The 18,509-nt window shown below is 63.6% G+C and carries 12 protein-coding genes; 9 read left to right on the top strand and 3 right to left on the bottom strand.

Annotated elements, in window-relative coordinates:
• Positions 1-268: 268 nt before the first annotated feature.
• A complete protein-coding gene (locus AOT83_RS16525) occupies positions 269-1,849 on the bottom strand; it encodes a DHA2 family efflux MFS transporter permease subunit (RefSeq protein ID WP_057966057.1) in 1,581 nt (526 codons plus the stop codon).
• 29 nt (positions 1,850-1,878) lie between these two features.
• Positions 1,879-2,793 (bottom strand): SDR family NAD(P)-dependent oxidoreductase, encoded by a 915-nt coding sequence (locus AOT83_RS16520; RefSeq protein ID WP_057966184.1) that lies wholly within the window; start codon positions 2,791-2,793, stop codon positions 1,879-1,881.
• Positions 2,794-3,077: 284 nt separating this feature from the next.
• Between AOT83_RS16520 and AOT83_RS16515 the strand changes: the two genes are divergently transcribed.
• The 3 genes from AOT83_RS16515 (at position 3,078) to AOT83_RS16505 (ending at position 5,292) form a co-directional block, all read left to right on the top strand.
• Entirely contained in the window at positions 3,078-3,587 is a 510-nt protein-coding gene (locus AOT83_RS16515; RefSeq protein WP_196325570.1) for an SMI1/KNR4 family protein, read from the top strand.
• Positions 3,588-3,760: 173 nt separating this feature from the next.
• On the top strand, positions 3,761-4,840 hold the full coding sequence (locus AOT83_RS16510) for a M48 family metallopeptidase (RefSeq protein WP_057966059.1): 1,080 nt from the start codon (positions 3,761-3,763) through the stop codon (positions 4,838-4,840).
• Between the two features lie 83 nt (positions 4,841-4,923).
• A complete protein-coding gene (locus AOT83_RS16505; RefSeq protein WP_057966060.1) occupies positions 4,924-5,292 on the top strand; it encodes a hypothetical protein in 369 nt (122 codons plus the stop codon).
• Here the strand turns inward: AOT83_RS16505 and AOT83_RS16500 are convergent.
• On the bottom strand, positions 5,273-5,956 hold the full coding sequence (locus AOT83_RS16500) for a TetR/AcrR family transcriptional regulator (protein WP_030093737.1): 684 nt from the start codon (positions 5,954-5,956) through the stop codon (positions 5,273-5,275). The genes AOT83_RS16505 and AOT83_RS16500 overlap by 20 nt on opposite strands.
• A 107-nt stretch (positions 5,957-6,063) precedes the next feature.
• Between AOT83_RS16500 and AOT83_RS16495 the strand changes: the two genes are divergently transcribed.
• The 6 genes from AOT83_RS16495 (at position 6,064) to car (AOT83_RS16470) (ending at position 18,490) form a co-directional block, all read left to right on the top strand.
• The gene (locus AOT83_RS16495) at positions 6,064-7,566 is read left to right on the top strand and encodes an MFS transporter (protein ID WP_057966061.1); all 1,503 of its coding nucleotides are present in this window, start codon (positions 6,064-6,066) and stop codon (positions 7,564-7,566) included.
• A gap of 37 nt (positions 7,567-7,603) precedes the next feature.
• On the top strand, positions 7,604-8,173 hold the full coding sequence (locus AOT83_RS16490) for a GNAT family N-acetyltransferase (RefSeq protein ID WP_030093739.1): 570 nt from the start codon (positions 7,604-7,606) through the stop codon (positions 8,171-8,173).
• Positions 8,174-8,333: 160 nt separating this feature from the next.
• Complete coding sequence (locus AOT83_RS16485; RefSeq protein WP_057966062.1) at positions 8,334-10,424, top strand: hypothetical protein; 2,091 nt, start codon at positions 8,334-8,336, stop codon at positions 10,422-10,424.
• Between the two features lie 56 nt (positions 10,425-10,480).
• Entirely contained in the window at positions 10,481-11,068 is a 588-nt protein-coding gene (locus tag AOT83_RS16480; RefSeq protein WP_057966063.1) for a class I SAM-dependent methyltransferase, read from the top strand.
• 247 nt (positions 11,069-11,315) lie between these two features.
• Positions 11,316-14,879, top strand: coding sequence for a carboxylic acid reductase (gene car, locus AOT83_RS16475; RefSeq protein WP_057966064.1), 3,564 nt, complete (start codon positions 11,316-11,318; stop codon positions 14,877-14,879).
• 53 nt (positions 14,880-14,932) lie between these two features.
• On the top strand, positions 14,933-18,490 hold the full coding sequence (gene car, locus AOT83_RS16470) for a carboxylic acid reductase (protein WP_057966065.1): 3,558 nt from the start codon (positions 14,933-14,935) through the stop codon (positions 18,488-18,490).
• The last annotated feature ends 19 nt before the right edge of the window (positions 18,491-18,509 follow it).

Raw genomic sequence — 18,509 nt, 5'->3', positions numbered from 1 at the left:
CGCCAGCACCACCTCATGCCCCAGATCGATCAACGCCTGCAAAGTCCGGTAACCCCAGACCTGATACCCAAACGACACGACACGCACTACACGACCCCTTAGCTTTTAAGCGCTGGTCAGGGGCTTGAGCCCACAATTGAACACCACTGGCAGATCAGCTTAAGGGTTTTCTCAGGTTATGCAAGCCTTCCCTAAGCCGCGCAAGGACCCTAGCATCCCGTCGCTGGCCGCCCAATTGCCCGCGGGTGAACAAGAAGCGCCGCACACCTCAGTGGTTGATATTTACCACCACTGCCCGCGGTAGAAAAATCGCGGGGATAACGGTAACTACCGCTAATGCGACGGCGACAAGAAATACCGTTGTGTACGCATGTGACAGCAATTGAGATGCATCACCCGCAAAATCTGAATACGAGTTCATCGGCGAGCCACCCGCCATTCCGGCGGCACCGGTTTCGCCACCCGATACCGCCGTCGGATCCGGCTCAATTCCGCCCCCGACACGGTTGAACTGAGTGGTCAACAACATTGCCATCAACGCGGCCCCAACCGAACCCCCTACCTGGTCGTTGACACTCAACAGCGTGGTACCCCGCGCCACCCGCGCAGGTGCCAGCGACTGGACGCACGCCGCTGAAAGCGGCGTCGATGTGCAGCCAACACCCATGCCCATGATCAGTAATCCGATCAGCAATATCGCCGAATGAGCCTCGGGCCGCGCGACTCCGTACGTGAATACCCCCAGGCCCACCGCGATCAGGGGCAGCCCGATCAAGACGATCGTGCCCGGACCGCGCTTGTCCATGAACACCCCTGCCAGGGGCACGGTCAGTACGAGACCGATTCCCATGGCCACCATGGACATCCCCGACTGCATCGGCGTCTGATGCAGAGCCACCTGAAAGTAGCTCGGCACAAGCAACCCGGCCCCCACAAATGTGGCGGCGAAGGCGAACTGGGTGATGTTGGCCCACCGCACCACCGGGTTTTCGAACAGCCCCAGGTCGATGAGCGGGTGGGACGCACGGTTTCTGGTGTGCACCACGAAGGCGAAAATCAATGCGGCGCCGATAGCTATAGGTAGCAGGACATGTGGGTCGGCGAGGCTGTCGCGTCCGGGTATCGCCAACATGCCGGCAAGCAACGTGGCCACGCCAGGTGAGAGCAACAACGCGCCGACGACGTCGAGTTTCTCGGAAGGCTCGGGACGGTCTTTCGGGAACATGAGCGCCGCCAACAGAAAAGCGCTCAATCCGATCGGCAAATTGATCAAGAAGATCCATTCCCAGCCATAGGTGCCGATCAGCCATCCCCCCAGGATCGGCCCACCGATTGGGCCGAGCAAGAAGGGAACAGCCCCTATCGCGATAACGCGTCCAAGACGTTTCGGGCCCGCTTCTCGGGTCAGGATCATGAAGCTCAACGGCATCAACATGCCGCCGCCAACTCCCTGGATTACACGGAAGATGATGAGCAGCAATATATTCGGCGCTACTGCGCACAGCAGCGAGCCAACAGTGAACACCAGGACCGCGCCCAGGAACAGCCGCTTGGTGCCGTATCTGTCGGCTGCCCAGCCACTCATCGGGATCACTGTCGCGAAGGCAAGCATGTAGCCGGCGATGGTCCAGGAGACCATGGCCTGACTGGCCCCGAATTGGGTGACGAACGTGCGTTGGGCGACGGTGACGGCCGTGCTGTCCAAGAAGGCCATCACACTGGCCAGACCGCATATGCCGGCGATCCGGAGCAGCGAGGCGTCCAGCTTGTCGGGATGGGCGGGCGCGTCTACATCTGGCCGCTCGGCAGGCCCGCTCGGCGCACCGAGGGTCGTAGGCACGCTGTCCATAAGTCGGCGAGTATATCGACGCGGAGGACTCAGTTGGGATCTACCGCCAGCGCGCCCGATACCGCTTCTGCCGGGGTATCCGCACTCCTGCCACCACCGGAATACCAACGGTAGTAATCGCTCTGCACCCGGCTGACGATCCCGGGCAGAATTCGGTACGAATCCCGGTACAAGACGCCCAGCGGGTTGTTCACCTCGCGGCTCCGCCGCCGGATCGCATCGACGACCATGTCGACGCCCTCGTCCAAAGTCAGCGACGCGTATTGACTCCAGTCGGTCGGAGCGATCATGTCCGTCGTGACAAGCGGTAGGTGGATGTTGGTGACCCGCACTCCGTCGGCCCGGCTTTCGATGCCCGCGATGCGCAGCACCGCGTCCATGGCCGCCTTCGATCCGACATAAGCGGAGAATTCGGGGAGGTTACCCAGCACGCCGATCGACGAGCTGTGCACGATGTGCCCTGAGCCACGGGCGCGCATGCCCGGCATCAGGCGCAGCACCAGGCCCACACCGCCGAGGTAGTTGATCGCCACCGTCCGCTCGTAGTCGTGCAGCCGGTGTTCGGACTCCGCGAGCGACCGCATGATCGACCGCCCGGCATTCAGCACCAAGATATCCGGCGCCCCAAAGCGTTCCAGCACCTCGGTGGCCACCGCTCCCGCGCCCTCGCCCGTCGACAAATCGCCGGATACGGCGTAGGCGGCCCCGCCTCGTGCGGTGATTCCCCGCACGACGGCGTCGAGCTCGTCGGCCCGGCGTGCGGTGACAATCGCAACCCCCCCGGCATCTGCGACCCTTTCCGCCAGTCGCCGCCCGATCCCGCTGGAGGCGCCGGTGATCAACACCGTCCGGCCGCTCACACGCTCGGTCAGCGAGGGAGTCCACGGGTAGCTGACCCTGACCGGCTTAGTAAGAACATTGATCACGTGCCTGACCGCCCGCATCGGGTCTCCCATAACTCGTGTGCTGCTGACTGTTTCGCGTTACGTCAAGAGACCGCGGCGTTTCGGCCCAGGGCAATGATCATGTTGACATCGTCCGTTGTCAAGATTGCCTCCGCCTGGCCAGTTTCGCCATCCCGCCGTCGTATTGTTTGCTATCTTTTCTGATAGGTGCCAGCCCTAGGGGTCGTATGCGATTCAGCGCGACAGTCTTTCTCCTCGCAGCACTCCTGTGCGCCTGCGTGTCCCCCAGTAGCTCAGCCCGGCACGACCAATGGTCCTCACTCGTGGCGATGCTCGCCGAACAGCAGAAGGCCCTGCACGAGAAGGACCCTCTATACGGCCTTCCTGGCCCGCTCCAGCCGGCAACACGCAAGGACATCCGCGCGCAGGAACGCCAGCGGGGCCTGTATCTCGACGCCGATCACCGGGAACTGCTCCAGATTTCCGACGGCCTGCGCTTCTTCTGCGGCTTCGATGACTTGTTCTCATTCGCGGACTCGATGCCCGGCTCGAAGAACTGGGAGGGCATGAAGGCGTACATCGAGGGCGCGTCGCTGACTCCCGAATACTTCGGTGCCCACTCCTTCAACCAACTGATTCCCGTCCTCGGCACTGAGGACGATTACGTCATGACCATCGCCGTTGCCCACTCATACTTCAGCGACGAACCCGGCACCGTCTTCGAACTTGGCGGTGACGGCCCCAACGGGATCGGCCAGTACCCGACGTTGATGGACGCAGTGAGAAGTAAGTCGGAGTGGTACCAGAAAGAGCTGCGGAGCATGAACGAATAGGACGGCGGGAACCAAAACGAATGCGCAATCGTCTGACCTAACAAGAAGCACATCCTGGGGGACACATGACATCGGCACCGGCGTTGCCTGCGCGGCATCCGCTAACAGCTGCCGCTTATCCTGATCTCGCCGGTTCCGCGCGCTCAAAAAAGTAACCAGATAGGTTGAATGTCATGTCCGATCTGCCCACTCGTACCTATATCGAGTTTCCCGGAATTAGCACCCGTGCCTGGGAGCACCCTGCGGATCGGGCCGCTCTGCAAACATTGCGCAGTCTCAAGGGCTTCGATACCGTCCTCAAGGCGCTGGCCGCACTGTTGCGCGAACGCCAGCATCGGCTGATGTACCTGGCCACCGCCATCCGCGTCGACGACCGTCAGTTCAGCTCGCTCAACGACACCCTCAATGATTGCGCCCGCATCCTCGACGCCCCCGAAATCCCCGAGCTGTACGTCATTCAAGGGCCGTACGCCAACGCGTTCACCATCGGGATGGACCGGCCGTTCATCGTGCTCACCTCCGGCCTATTGGACCTGATGAATGAACAGGAGCTGCGCTTCGTCGTCGGCCACGAACTCGGGCACGCACTGTCCGGGCATGCCGTGTATCGCACGATGCTGCTGCACCTGATGCGGCTGGCCGGGAATCTCGGCTGGATGCCGATCGGCGGGTGGGCGCTGCGCGCCGTCGTCGCCGCGCTCATGGAATGGCAGCGCAAGTCCGAACTCTCCGGCGACCGCGCCGGAATGCTCTGCGGGCAGGACGTGGATACCGGCATCCGCGTCGAGATGAAGCTGGCCGGCGGGTCACGCCTCGACGAGATGGATACGCAACGCTTCCTGGCGCAGGCCGCCGAGTACGAGCGCACCGGGGACATGCGTGACGGCGTGCTCAAATTGCTGAACCTGGAATTGCAATCGCACCCCTTCTCGGTGCTGCGGGCCGCCGAACTGAGCAAGTGGATCGACCGCGGCGAATACGGCGCGATACTCGGCGGAAACTACCCGCAGCGCGAAGACGACGCACAGTCCGATTTGGGTTCTGATTTCCGTTCCGCGGCAAGGTCATACAAAGACAATTTCGATTCCTCGACCGATCCGCTGATCTCCGCACTGCGCAACTTCGGGTCCACCCTTGACGGCGTCGTGAATGTCGTCGGACAAGGGGTCACCGATGTCGCCAGCGACGTGCGCCGCCGATTTTCGGAGTGGCGCAACAACTCCGACGAGGAGCCACGCGATGGCGACGCCTGACCTCGGGCATCAACCGTGAACGAGTGACGCCGTCGGTTATTCGGTGGCCGATACCGTTCGCCACCCCATAGGCTCCAGACCTCATGACATCGACCCACGACCCCTACGTGCTGCGCGCGACAATGCGCGCAGATCTCTCTGTAGCGATGAAGACCCGCGACAGCCTGGCCGTCAGCGCACTACGGACGGCGATCGCCGCGATCGACAACGCCGAGTCGGTGGACGGTGCCACACAGACAGTGCAGAACAACACTCATATCGCCGGCGCGGCAAGCGGTCTCGGATCAGCGGAGGCGGCCCGTAGGGTGCTCTCCCCCGCGGATGTTCGCGCGATTCTGCACGCACAGATCGAAGACCGGGCCACCGAAGCCGCACGCTACGAGATGCTCGGCCAGGCCGGGGCAGCAGAGCAGCTGCGTGAGGAAGCCGCCGTTATCGCCGGCTATCTGTAGCCGATGCGTAGCGCCTGGCAATGCCGTCGCACAGGATCTCGACACCCTTGACGATCACCTCACGCGGATTGGTCACCTGCGGCAGGTCACCCACCCCCACCAGCGCGGCCAGTCGCGGGGACTCCGGCACACCGACGTTGCCATCGATCAGCTCCGACAAACCCGAAAAGTCCGTACGGGCACCCGGGGAGACAAGCTGCCCGCCAACCGCGCCCAGGCCGACACCCTGCGAATAGCTCCACACCTGAAACGCCAATTCCGCCGCCTCGGGCACGGGGACCCCGAGGTGGCTGAAGGTCTCCAGCAACCAATCGAAACACACCAGAGTTTCGGGTTGCATGCCGTTGCGCGGCACCGCGTACGCCAACAGCACCCAGGGGTGAGTGCTGTACAGATTGAAGTCGTACTCGACGGCGACGCGTACCCGTGTACGCCAGTCCGGGTCGCCCATCATCTCTTGGGGATAGGCGAATCGCCGAGTGACCTCAGCGGTCATCTCGACCAGCAGCGCATCCTTGTCGGCCACGTGACGGTACAGCGACATCGCCCCCACCCCGAGGGCATCGGCGATCTTGCGCATGGAGACACCGGCCAAGCCATCCGAGTCGGCGATCGTAATAGCCTGGGCAACAATCGATTCCAGCGTTAGACGCGGATCGGTCACGGAACTCCTGTCATAACTCGATTGACCACCTTCGCCAATTTGCGTACAGTGTACCCAGTCTACTGCGTACGCCGTACGCACACAAATATCATCCGGAGCGATACCCCATGACCAGCTGCAAGAGCACAGCGACCGAAAACGCGACGCCTGAAGGCGCCCGCGCTGGACGCCGTACCTGGTTCGGGCTCGCGACCCTGCTACTGCCGGTCTTCCTGGTCTCCATGGATGTCTCGGTGCTGTTCCTGGCGATGCCACGGCTGTCCGAGTCACTCAACCCGACCGCGGCCGAGCAGCTCTGGATCCTGGACGTGTACGGATTCCTGCTCGCAGGTCTGCTGATCACCATGGGCAATCTGGGTGACCGGTGGGGCCGGCGGCGCCTCATGCTGTGGGGGGCGACACTTTTTGGTCTCGCATCGGTGATCGCGGCGTTCGCACCCACACCGCTGACCCTGATCGCGGCCCGCGCCCTGATGGGTATCGGCGGAGCCACCCTGCTGCCTGCCAGCCTGGCGCTCATCGGTGTCATGTTCCCCAATGCGCGCCAGAAGGCGCTCGCGGTCGGCATCTGGGCCGCAGCTTTCTCTTTCGGTGCGGCGGTCGGCCCCGTCATCGGTGGCCTGCTGTTGCATCACTACTGGTGGGGCTCGGTGTTCCTCATCAACGTCCCGGTGCTGATCGTGCTGCTGCTCACCGCGAACGCACTCATCCCCGAATACCGGAACCCGGTACTGGAGCCGTTCGACCTCGCCGGCGTCGCATTGTCCATGGTCGGCATCATGACCTTTGTCTACGCCGTGAAAGCCATGGCCACACATGGCTTTTCGCCTGCGGTGGCGATCACCGGAGCTATCGGCGTGCTGACGCTCGCGGCATTCGTCCGCCAGCAGATGCGGAATCCTCATCCGCTGTTGGCACTCGACTTATTCCGCAATCGGACCTTCACCGTGGCAATCGTCGGCACCATCGCCGCGATGGCCACCTTCGGTGCGACCACCTACCTCACCGGGCTCTACCTGCAGTCGGTGCTCGGCTTCGATGTACTGGCCGCTGCGTTCCTGGGACTGCCGATGGCGCTGACCGTCGCCTACTTCTCGATGGACGCCGCACGCATCGAGCGGCTACTCGGTGAGCGTTGGACATTCGTGACGTCTCTGCTGGCCATGGCCATGGGCAACGCGGTACTGCTCGCGCTGGGCCCCCATGGGCCGGTCGGCGTCTACATCGCGGCAACGGTGATCGTCGGCGCCGGAGCCGGCGTCATGTTCACCTTCGTTTCGGCGGTGGCGCTGAATGCCGCCCCTACCGAGCGCGCCGGGCAGGCCACGGGCATCTCGGAGATGAGCTTTGAACTCGGGACCGCCTTCGGGCTCGCGCTGTTCGGCGCCCTCGCCTCGGCGATATTCGCCGCACGCACCCACATGCACGAGACACTCGGGCAGGCCATGGCGCGCGCCAAGGATCTCGGCGGCGAGGCCGGTGCCACCGCGGCCGAACTCGCCAGAACCGGATGGACGGACGGAATCCATGCGGTCGCCGGGGTGTCGACGCTGCTCCTGGTCGCCACCGCGCTCGCGGCCGCCCTCGTGATGCGTCACACCGACACCTGATCGGGAACCTTCGGCGCCCCGGGCTCGTAGAACACATATGACCCGCGAGATCCGAGACATCGACTCCACCAATGAAGCCGTTGCCCACCGCGTGATCGCCACGGCATTCGCAGAGGATCCCGTGGTCCGATGGGTGAACTCCGACCCCCGACGAGACGTGGCCATATTCCGTGGCATCTCACTGGCGCTGCACGGGTCCGGTCAGGGCGAGTACCTGCTCTACGAAGACGGCGTGGCGGTCGGAGCTGCCCATTGGGATCCTCCGAGCTGGGAGCCGCCCGCCGCACAGCGGATGCGGGCCATCCCGCTGCTACTCGGAGCGATCCGGCTGGGCGTGGTGCGTGGTGTTGCCCTCGCGCGCGCCGCTGCCGCCGTCCGTCCCACACACCCGCACTGGTATCTGGCGACCATCGGCGCCGCCATCCCCGGCAAAGGCATTGGGTCCGAACTCCTCAAACACCAGATCGACCAGCTCGAGGGGCCCGCGTATCTGGAGAGCTCGAACATCCGCAACAACCCGCTCTACGAACGCTTCGGATTCAAGGTCGTCGATGAGATCAAACCGGTGTCCGACGGCCCCACCCTGTGGGCGATGTACCGAGACTGATTGCGTCCCAATACCGCTGACGGCAGACATGCAGTACTACTGAGAATCGGTAACGACCATGACTACCCTGGCGATGGAATACCTAGAGTTCGGTATCTATTAGTGCTGATAGTTGTCCCTGCCCGACGTGACAGGGACGCCGGTAGTGCAGAGGGTTGACATGACGATTGTTCCGCCTCCCGTCGAGGACACGGCGATGCGGGCTTGGGAGAACCCCGAGGAACAGCCCGAACCGGACGACCGGTGGGGCAAGTACGTGCCCGGCGAACCACAGCTGCGCGCGGCAGCCTTCGGGACACTGATCGGCCTGCTGGTCGCGGTGCTTATGGGCGCGGCCTACGGCGCCGAGCCCGGCGATTCACTGTGGGCGTTGAACAAAACCGTCTTCACCGGCCACTCCCAAGACGTCGCGATACGTGCCGTGGTCGCCCCACTCAAGAACGCTCAGGACATCCTGAGCACCGGCAAGCAACCCTCGCCCGATCAACTCACCGAGGCCCGAACCTCGCTCAACGAGGCCAAACAGGGAATGGAATTCATCTCCGCCTCCAATGAGCGCACCACTCTGCAGAACCTCTATCTGCAACTGACGCAGCAGCTACGCCAGTACACCCCCGAACAGGCCCAGCAGCTTCCCGCGCTGCCCGCGCCTCCGGAGGTAAACACCGACGCGAATCTGGCCGCCAACGTGGGACCCGCCGCACCGGCATCATCGCCGCCGAGTTGGGGATATGCGGCCGCAGCGAGCGCACCCGTTCCCAATGCGCCGCAGTCTTACTCCACTCCGCCACCTCCCGGGATTCCGGTCGATCCCATCGCCGACTGGCCGGCTCCCGTCGCCCCGCCCCTGACTCCCAACCTGCTCGATCTAGGCGGCTACGACCCGTCGTGGTCGCTGCTGTACGGATACAACGTCCTGGACTGGTTCAACTGGGGGCTATCCGGCTTCAACCGATACGGATACGACTTCATGGGGTTCGACCGTTGGGGTTATGACCGGTGGGGCTATGACCGGTGGGGGTATGACCGAGCGGGCTACAACTGGGATGGCTACAACTGGTCGGGCTACAACCGTGACGGTCGCGATCGTGACGGGCGCAACGAGTGGGGCCAGTTCCGCGACGACGACCCCCGTGACCAGGCTTGGTACGACAGGTACCACCCGTATCGGCAGTACTACGACTGGAAATTCCAGAACACCAACCCGGTGTACAGCCGCAATCTCTGGGACCAGTCCCATGGAATCAACCCCGCTGAGTACCGCGATTGGAATCTCAATCGCGGCTGGGACAACCCCTTGGAGCGTGACTGGTCGCCCGTTGCCCGCATCACCGATCGCCCGGCCCTGGCCGAGCCCGTGGTGAACCTCGATGCGTCCCTGGCGCAATTCCTGACCGAGGATAAGTCCGCCCGCCCGTCGCAAGATCTCATCAAGGACCTCTCGACCAAGTCGGTCCGAAACTTCAGTAAGGAGCTCGCAGCCCCGGCTCCGGCTCCGGCTCCCGAGAAGTCACCGACATCGACATCACCCGTCGACGTAAAGCCTTCCGCTCCACCGGTACTGACGGTGCCCGCACCTACCGCACCACCCAAGCTGGTGCCCGAGGACTTCACTCCCCCGTCGCTGCCTACGGTCCCGCCCCTGACTCCTGCACCCTCCTCGGAGCCGCGTGCGACCTCCGGTACGACGAGCCCGGCACCCTCGACCGAACCGTCACACGAACCGACGCCGACATCGGGGCCTCCGGGCGGCGCCACGACCAGTGCACCGGCCCTCTCCACCACATCTGTGGCTCCGGCGCCCACCACCCCGAAGGACGAGACCTCCGCACCGGCGAGCACGCCAGCCACTCCGACCCACGAGACAACGGCGACTTCTACGCCACGCCAAACCGTCTCGACACCGCAACCGTCGGCGACGGCCGAACCGTCCGCCGCGCCTGAGCCCACCAAGCAACGCAGCACGCCGACGTATGAAGCTCCATCGTCCGAGGCACCTGCCCCGCGGACGACAGAGCCCGCCCCGCAGCCAACCGCCGAGGCACCGGCGAAGCAGACACCCGTCGAGCGCGAAACGCAGCCGTCGCGCGCATCGGCCCCAGAAACTGTGGCACCCACCCGCGAAGCGCCCACACGGGAGGCACCGACCTACAGCACTCCGACACAAGCACCCAGTGCGGGTGGCGGCAGCGGTGGTGGATACGGCGGTGGCAGTAGTAATGGCAGCGGTAGTGGTGGTGGCCATCACTAGCGAGAGCCCCATCGCGACCCAAGTAAGGGTACCCTTAGTTCATGCCTACGACATGGATGGACACCGTGGTACGCCAGGTGCGCCGGGTTGGCGACTTTCCGTTTCCGCACCAGGCGGCATTCATTCTCGACAATCCGATTCATCGCAAGTTCGTTAATCCGGCAGCCGTGGCCGAGCGGCTGGCACTACGGGGCGACGAACGGGTGCTGGAGATCGGCCCCGGTCCGGGGATCTTCAGTGTGCAGATCGCCCCGCGACTCCCCGCCGGCCACCTCGACCTGTTCGACGTACAGCCCGAGATGCTCGACAAGGTCAAACACAAACTCGACCGGGCCGGATACCGGAACGCGGAATTTCACTCGGGCGATGCCAGCAATGGACTTCCTTTCCCGGACAAGTCTTTTGACGTTGCGTTCCTCGCCAGCGTGATCGGCGAAGTCCCCGACAAGACGGCGTGCATCCGCTCACTGCACAAGGCACTCAAACCCGGCGGGCGGCTGATCTTCCAAGAAATCTTCCTCGACCCCGATCGCCTCGGCATCTCCGAGCTGCGGGCCCTCACCGAACCAGAGGGCTTTGACTTCGCCTCGGCTACCGGAAGCCGGTGGCGCGACATCGTGGAATTCACCCGTACCGCGCGCTAGGCAGTCGCCGCCGCACGCTTCCCTGGCAGCAACCACCATCCGCGCCACCTTCCCTGGCAGTTAGCGCACGGTCATGGCACGCATCGCACAATTCCTGCGCAACCGCCTCACGGTCAACTCATCTGACGAGTTTGCGCCCCCGACGATGGCGGACGATTGTGAGGAATACCATATCTGGATATATCGTTAGTTTAGGTAATCTACTTTTTAGACTTCCTAAGAACACTCTGTTGATGTGAGGCTGCCCATGACCGTGAACAACGACACCGACCCGCAGCTGGAGCAGCTGACCCGTCGTATCGAGAATCTGCGCGAGAGCGATCCCCAGTTCCGCGACACCCTGCCCGACCCCGCGGTCGCCCAGCAGGTGTTGCGCCCAGGCCTACACCTCTCCGAGGCCATCGCAACCTTGATGACCGGATATGCCGCGCGCCCCGCACTGGGCGAGCGGGCACGTGAATTGGTCACCGACCATGACGGCCGGACCATCCAGCGTCTGCTCCCCCGATTCGAAACCACCACATACGGTGAATTATGGTCCCGGACAACATCTGTCGCCGCTTCGTGGCACCATGACCCAGCCCACCCGGTCAAGGGTGGCGATCTGGTGGCGACCCTCGGATTCACCAGCATCGACTACACCGTGCTGGATCTGGCGATCATGATTCTCGGCGGAGTGGCAGTGCCACTGCAGACCAGCGCGCCGGCTTCACAGTGGACCACCATCCTTGCCGAGGCTGAACCCAACACCCTCGCCGTCAGCGTCGAATTGATCGGCGTGGCACTGGAATCTGTACTCGCGACCCCCTCGATCAAACAGGTCGTGGTGTTCGACTACACCCCTGAAATCGATGCGCAACGCGAGGCCTACGAGGCCGCCGGGGCACGGCTTGCTGGAACCGGTATCGCCATCGAAACACTCGATGAGGTGATCGCCCGCGGCTCCGACCTTCCCGCGGCCCCGCTCTACGCGCCATCCCCCGGCGACGATCCGCTGGCACTGCTCATTTACACCTCCGGAAGCACCGGGGCCCCGAAGGGCGCCATGCACAGTGAAAACATCGTGCGCCGCTGGTGGATTCGCGAAGACGTCATGGCTGGCACCGAAAACCTGCCCATGATCGGCCTGAACTTCATGCCGATGAGTCACATCATGGGCCGCGGAACACTTACCTCCACCCTGTCCACCGGTGGCCTCGGGTACTTCGCGGCATCCAGCGACATGTCAACACTTTTCGAAGACATGGAGCTGATTCGTCCCACCGCTCTTGCCCTGGTCCCCCGGGTCTGCGACATGGTCTTCCAGCGGTTCCAGACAGAGGTGGACCGTCGCCTGGCCGGTGATCGCACCGCCGACGCGGATGCAGTGGCCGCAGAGGTCAAGGCCGAGATCCGCAACGGCCTCTTTGGTGGGCGCGTGCTGGCGGTCATGGTGGGCTCGGCGCCACTGTCCGATGAGCTGGGCGAGTTCATCGAGTCCTGCTTCGAACTTCATCTGACCGACGGTTATGGATCCACCGAAGCCGGCATGGTGTTCCGCGATGGAATTGTGCAGCGGCCCCCGGTGATCGAGTACAAGCTCGTCGATGTGCCCGAGCTGGGCTACTTCTCCACCGACCAGCCGCACCCACGGGGCGAGCTGCTGCTGAAGACGGACGGCATGTTCCTCGGGTACTACAAGCGCCCCGAGGTCACCGCTGGCGTCTTCGACGAGAACGGTTTCTACATGACCGGCGATATCGTCACCGAGCTCGCGCATGACAACATCCGGATTGTCGATCGCCGCAACAACGTTCTCAAGCTGTCCCAGGGCGAGTTCGTCGCGGTCGCGACCCTGGAAGCCGAGTACGCCAACAGTCCAGTGGTGCACCAGATCTACGTGTACGGCAGCAGCGAGCGGTCCTACCTGCTGGCGGTCGTCGTACCGACACCTCAGGCCGTCGCCGCCGCCAAGGGTGACGAGACGGCACTCAAGGCGACCATCGCCGAATCCCTGCAGGACATCGCCAGAGAGCTGCAGTTGCAGTCCTACGAGATCCCGCGCGACTTCATCATCGAGCCGCAGCCGTTCACCCAGGGCAACGGACTGCTGACCGGTATCGCGAAGCTGGCTCGCCCGAACCTCAAGGCACACTACGGCGATCGTCTGGAACAGATGTACGCCGACATCGCCGAACAGCAGGCCGCCGAGCTGCGCGACCTGCACAGCGTCGATCCCGACAAGCCTGCGCTGGAAACAGTACTCAAGGCCGCGCAGGCCTTGCTCGGCGTCTCGTCGGCCGAGCTGGCCGCGGACGCACATTTCACCGATCTGGGTGGCGATTCTCTTTCGGCGCTGTCCTTCTCAGATCTACTGCGGGACATCTTCGGTGTCGAGGTTCCCGTCGGCGTCATCGTCAGTGCCGCCAACGACCTCGGCAGTGTCGCGCAATTCATTGACGAACAACGTCATTCAGGCGGTACACGTCCCACCGCCGACACGGTGCACGGTGCCGGACACACTGAAATCCGCGCCGCCGACCTGACCCTGGACAAGTTCATCGACGAGGCCACCCTGCGTGCCGCCCCCGCATTCCCCAGGGCGACGGGAACCCCACAGACCGTGCTGCTCACCGGCTCGAACGGTTACCTGGGCCACTATCTGGCCCTGGAATGGCTTGAGCGCCTGGACAAAATAGACGGCAAGCTGATCGTCATCGTTCGCGGAAAGGATTCCGACGCCGCGTACCGCCGCCTGGAAGAAGCGTTCGACACCGGCGACGCCGGACTGCTGACGCATTTCCGCGCACTGGCCGACAAGCACCTGGAGGTGCTCTCCGGCGACATCGGTGACCCGAACCTGGGACTCGATGCCGACACCTGGCAACGTCTGGCCGACACAGTCGATGTCATCGTGCACCCCGCGGCTCTGGTGAACCACGTGCTGCCCTACCGGCAGCTGTTCGGCCCCAATGTCGTTGGTACCGCGGAAATCATCAAACTGGCACTGACCACCAAGATCAAACCCGTCACCTACCTGTCGACGGTGGCGGTCGCGGCGTACGTCGATCCGAGCACCTTCGATGAAGAGTCCGACATCCGGCTCATCAGCGCGGTGCGCCCCGTGGACGAGCTGTATGCGAACGGATACGGCAACAGCAAGTGGGCCGGTGAGGTACTGCTCCGGGAGGCACACGACCTGTGCGGCCTGCCGGTCGCGGTATTCCGCTCCGACATGATCCTGGCCCACAGCCACTACACCGGCCAGCTCAACGTCCCCGACCAATTCACCCGACTGATCCTGAGCCTGATCGCCACCGGCATCGCACCCGGCTCGTTCTACCAAGCACAGGCAACGGGCGAACGCCCACGCGCCCACTATGACGGGCTACCGGGTGACTTCACTGCCGAGGCGATCACCACGCTGGGCACTCAGGTGCCGGAGGGCCCGGAGGCGTATGTGACCTACGACTGCGTCAATCCGCATTCTGACGGTATCTCGCTGGACAACTTCGTCGACTGGCTCATCGACGCCGGATACCCCATCCAGCGCATCGACAACTACGGCGACTGGTTCGACCGCTTCGACACCGCCATCCGCGGCCTGCCCGAAAAGCAAAAGCAGCACTCCCTGCTGCCACTACTGCACGCGTTCGAGCAGCCCTCCGGTGCCGAAGACCACGGCGTGGTTCCGGCCAAGCGTTTCCAGCACGCGGTGCAAGCCGCCGGAATCGGTCCGGTCGGGCAAGACGGCACCACGGACATTCCGCATCTGTCGCAGCAGTTGATCGTCAAGTACGCCACGGACCTGGAACAACTCGGGCTCCTGTAGGTCCAGGTGAGCCCGCGCACTTACAGAATCCAGGGTTTCGTAAGCTGCCCGATATGACGATCGAAGCCACCGCTGCCAATACCAAGGAAGCACGTCGTCAGCGGTTGGTTGACCGTGTCAGGCGGCTCTTCACCGAGGATCCACAGTTCCGGGCCGCCAAACCCGATACTGCGGTAGACGCCGCGGTCGCCGCGCCCGGTCTGCGGCTCGCCCAGGTAGTCGCCACCATCATGGATGGATACGCCGATCGGCCGGCCCTCGGGCACCGGGTGCAGGAACTCATCACCAATGAGACAGGTCGGTCGGCACTTCGTCCCCTACCTGAGTTCGAGACCATCACCTACGGGGAACTGTGGGGCATGGCCCGCGCACTGGCTTCGGCGTGGCATCACGACCCGAGCACTCCGGTGCGCGCGGGCGACTTCGTCGCGATGCTCGGCTTCACGAGCGTCGACTACACCGCAGTCGATCTCGCGTGCATCCATCTTGGCGCGGTGGCGGTACCGCTGCAGACCAGCGCGGCCGCATCGAACTGGACCGCAATCCTCGCCGAATCAGAGCCTTCGGTACTGGCGGTGAGCGCCGAGTTATTGGATGCGGCAATAGAATCAGCGCTCGTCACGCCGTCGCTGCGGCATATCACGGTCTTCGATTACCACCCCGGTGTCGATGCGCAGCGCGACAGTGTCGAGTCGGCGCAACACCGGATAGCCGAGGCCGGCCTACCGATCTCGGTCGAGGTGATGTCCGCGGTGATCGGGCACGGTCGTGCCCTTCCCGAGGCGCCGTTGTTCACCGCCGAGGACGGCACCGACCCGTTGGCGCTGGTGATCTATACCTCTGGAAGCACGGGCACCCCCAAGGGCGCGACGTACACCGAGAAGATGGTCGCCAAACCGTGGCTAAGGGCCGACACCCTGAGCTCCAAGGCCGAGATTCCGTTGATCAACCTCAACTTCATGCCGATGAGCCATGTGATGGGACGCGGCAGCCTGGTCACGGCCCTGGCCTGTGGTGGTCTGGCGTACTTCGCGGCATCCAGCGATATGTCCACCCTGTTCGAAGACATCACCCTCACCCGGCCCACGGTGGTGACGCTCGTTCCCCGCGTGTGCGACATGCTCTTTCAGCGCTACCGCAACGAAGTCGAACGCCGTGCGGGGCTGGACTCCGCAACCGACCTGGCCACCCTCGATGCCGAAGTCAAGAACGATATCCGTGAAAACCTTTTCGGCGGACGCGTTTTGACAATCGTCTGCGGATCGGCACCACTATCCGAAGAACTGGCGGCATTCATCGAATCCTGCCTGGACGCCCGCATCACCGACGGCTACGGCTCCACCGAGGCCGGAGTCATCGTCCGGAACGGACGCATCCAACGTCCCCCCGTCATCGACTACAAGCTCGTCGACGTGCCCGAGCTGGGCTACTTCTCCACCGACAAGCCGCACCCGCGAGGTGAGCTGCTGGTGAAGGCCGAGTCCGTGTTCGGCGGCTATTTCAAGCGCCCCGACGTCACCGCCGATGTGTTCGACCCGGACGGTTACTACAAGACCGGGGATATTGTCGCCGAGCTGGAACCCGACAAGATCCAGATCGTCGACCGGCGCAACAACGTGATCAAGCTTTCCCAAGGCGAGTTCGTCGCGATCGCCAACCTCGAAGCCGAGTATGCCAACAGTCCACTGGTGCAACAGATTTGTGTCTACGGAAGCAGCGAGCGATCCTACCTGCTGGCCGTCGTGGTACCTACCGCCGAGGCTTTCGAGCAAAGTCATGGAGATGACGAACTACTCAAACGCCTGATTGCCGAGTCGCTACAGCAGGTCGCCCGCGAAGCCGAGCTGCAACCGTACGAGGTGCCGCGCGACTTCCTGGTGGAGACCGAACCGTTCACCGCCGCCAACGGCCTATTGACCGGTATCGCCAAGCTGGCCCGGCCGAAGTTGCACGAGAAGTACGGCGCCCGTCTGGAACAGCTGTATTCCGATATCGCGAGTGCCCAGGCGCTCGAACTACAAGCCCTTCACGCCGCCGGACACGAGGGCAAGCCGGTCCTTGAGACCGTGCAACGTGCGGTCACAGCATTGCTGGGCCTATCCGTAGCCGAGGTGGGCCCGGACTCGCACTTCATCGACCTCGGCGGCGATTCCCTTTCGGCGCTGTCCTTCTCAGATCTACTGCGGGACATCTTCGGTGTCGAGATTCCCGTCGGCGTCATCGTCAGTGCCGCCAACGATGTGGCGGCCATCGCGAACATCATCGAAAAGCACCGCGACTCGGGATCACTCCGGCCCACCGCCGAGTCCGTGCACGGCGCCGGGCACACCGAGATCCGTGCCGCCGACCTGACCCTGGACAAGTTCATCGACGAGGCCACCCTGCGTGCCGCCCCCGCACTCCCGAGGTCGACCGGGACCCCGCAGACCGTGTTACTGACCGGAGCCAATGGCTACCTAGGACGGTTCCTGGCCCTGGAATGGCTTGAGCGCCTAGGCGAAACCGGCGGCAAGCTCATCGCTGTCATCCGCGGCAAAGATGCCCAGGCCGCCTACCAGCGCCTGGAGGAGGCGTTCGATAGTGGCGACGCCGGACTGCTGACGCATTTCCGCGCACTGGCCGACAAGCACCTGGAGGTGCTCGCCGGCGATATCGGTGACCCGAACCTGGGACTGGATGCCGACACCTGGCAACGTCTGGCCGACACAGTCGATGTCATCGTGCACCCCGCGGCTCTGGTGAACCACGTGCTGCCTTACAACCAGCTGTTCGGCCCCAATGTCGTTGGTACCGCGGAAATCATCAAACTGGCACTGACCACCAAGATCAAACCCGTCACCTACCTGTCCACCGTCGCCGTGGCGATCTCGGTGGACCCCAAGGTGTTCGACGAGGACTCCGACATCCGCACCATCAGTGCGATCAGGCCCCTCGACGACGGATACGCCAACGGATACGGCAATGCCAAGTGGGCCGGCGAGGTACTGCTCCGGGAGGCACACGACCTGTGCGGCCTGCCGGTCGCGGTATTCCGCTCCGACATGATCCTGGCCCACAGCCACTACACCGGCCAGCTCAACGTCCCCGACCAATTCACCCGACTGATCCTGAGCCTGATCGCCACCGGCATCGCACCCGGCTCGTTCTACCAAGCACAGGCAACGGGCGAACGCCCACGCGCCCACTATGACGGGCTACCGGGTGACTTCACGGCATCGGCGATTACCTTCCTCGGCATCGCGGTCGCCGCGTCGGAAAGCTTCCACACGTACGACTCGGTGAATCCACACTCCGACGGTATCTCGCTGGACAACTTCGTCGACTGGCTCATCGACGCCGGATATCCCATCCAGCGCATCGACAACTACGGCGACTGGTTCGACCGCTTCGACAACGCCATCCGCGGCCTGCCCGAAAAGCAAAAGCAGCACTCCCTGCTGCCACTACTGCACGCGTACCGGTATCCGCAGCACGCACACAACGGTGCATTCCTCCCCGCCATTAGATTCCGCGAGGGTGTTCAGGCCACCCAGAACACCGACATTCCCCACCTCACCCGGGATCTCATCGTCAAGTACGCCACGGATCTGCGGCAGCTCGGACTGCTGTAGACGCACGAATTTCTGTGCG

Origin of the sequence: Mycobacteroides sp. H001, assembly GCF_001440005.1 — a bacterium.
GTDB lineage: Bacteria > Actinomycetota > Actinomycetes > Mycobacteriales > Mycobacteriaceae > Mycobacterium > Mycobacterium gwanakae.
This window is presented reverse-complemented; position numbering and strand designations above follow the sequence as displayed.

Bases quoted from the DNA above. Each gene is read 5' to 3' on its own strand.
- car (WP_057966064.1), top strand. From the start codon at position 11,316: ATGACCGTGAACAACGACACCGACCCGCAGCTGGAGCAGCTGACCCGT.
- car (WP_057966065.1), top strand. From the start codon at position 14,933: ATGACGATCGAAGCCACCGCTGCCAATACCAAGGAAGCACGTCGTCAG.
- AOT83_RS16485 (WP_057966062.1), top strand. From the start codon at position 8,334: ATGACGATTGTTCCGCCTCCCGTCGAGGACACGGCGATGCGGGCTTGG.
- AOT83_RS16510 (WP_057966059.1), top strand. From the start codon at position 3,761: ATGTCCGATCTGCCCACTCGTACCTATATCGAGTTTCCCGGAATTAGC.
- AOT83_RS16505 (WP_057966060.1), top strand. From the start codon at position 4,924: ATGACATCGACCCACGACCCCTACGTGCTGCGCGCGACAATGCGCGCA.
- AOT83_RS16495 (WP_057966061.1), top strand. From the start codon at position 6,064: ATGACCAGCTGCAAGAGCACAGCGACCGAAAACGCGACGCCTGAAGGC.
- AOT83_RS16525 (WP_057966057.1), bottom strand. From the start codon at position 1,849: ATGGACAGCGTGCCTACGACCCTCGGTGCGCCGAGCGGGCCTGCCGAG.
- AOT83_RS16480 (WP_057966063.1), top strand. From the start codon at position 10,481: ATGGACACCGTGGTACGCCAGGTGCGCCGGGTTGGCGACTTTCCGTTT.
- AOT83_RS16520 (WP_057966184.1), bottom strand. From the start codon at position 2,793: ATGCGGGCGGTCAGGCACGTGATCAATGTTCTTACTAAGCCGGTCAGG.
- AOT83_RS16490 (WP_030093739.1), top strand. From the start codon at position 7,604: ATGACCCGCGAGATCCGAGACATCGACTCCACCAATGAAGCCGTTGCC.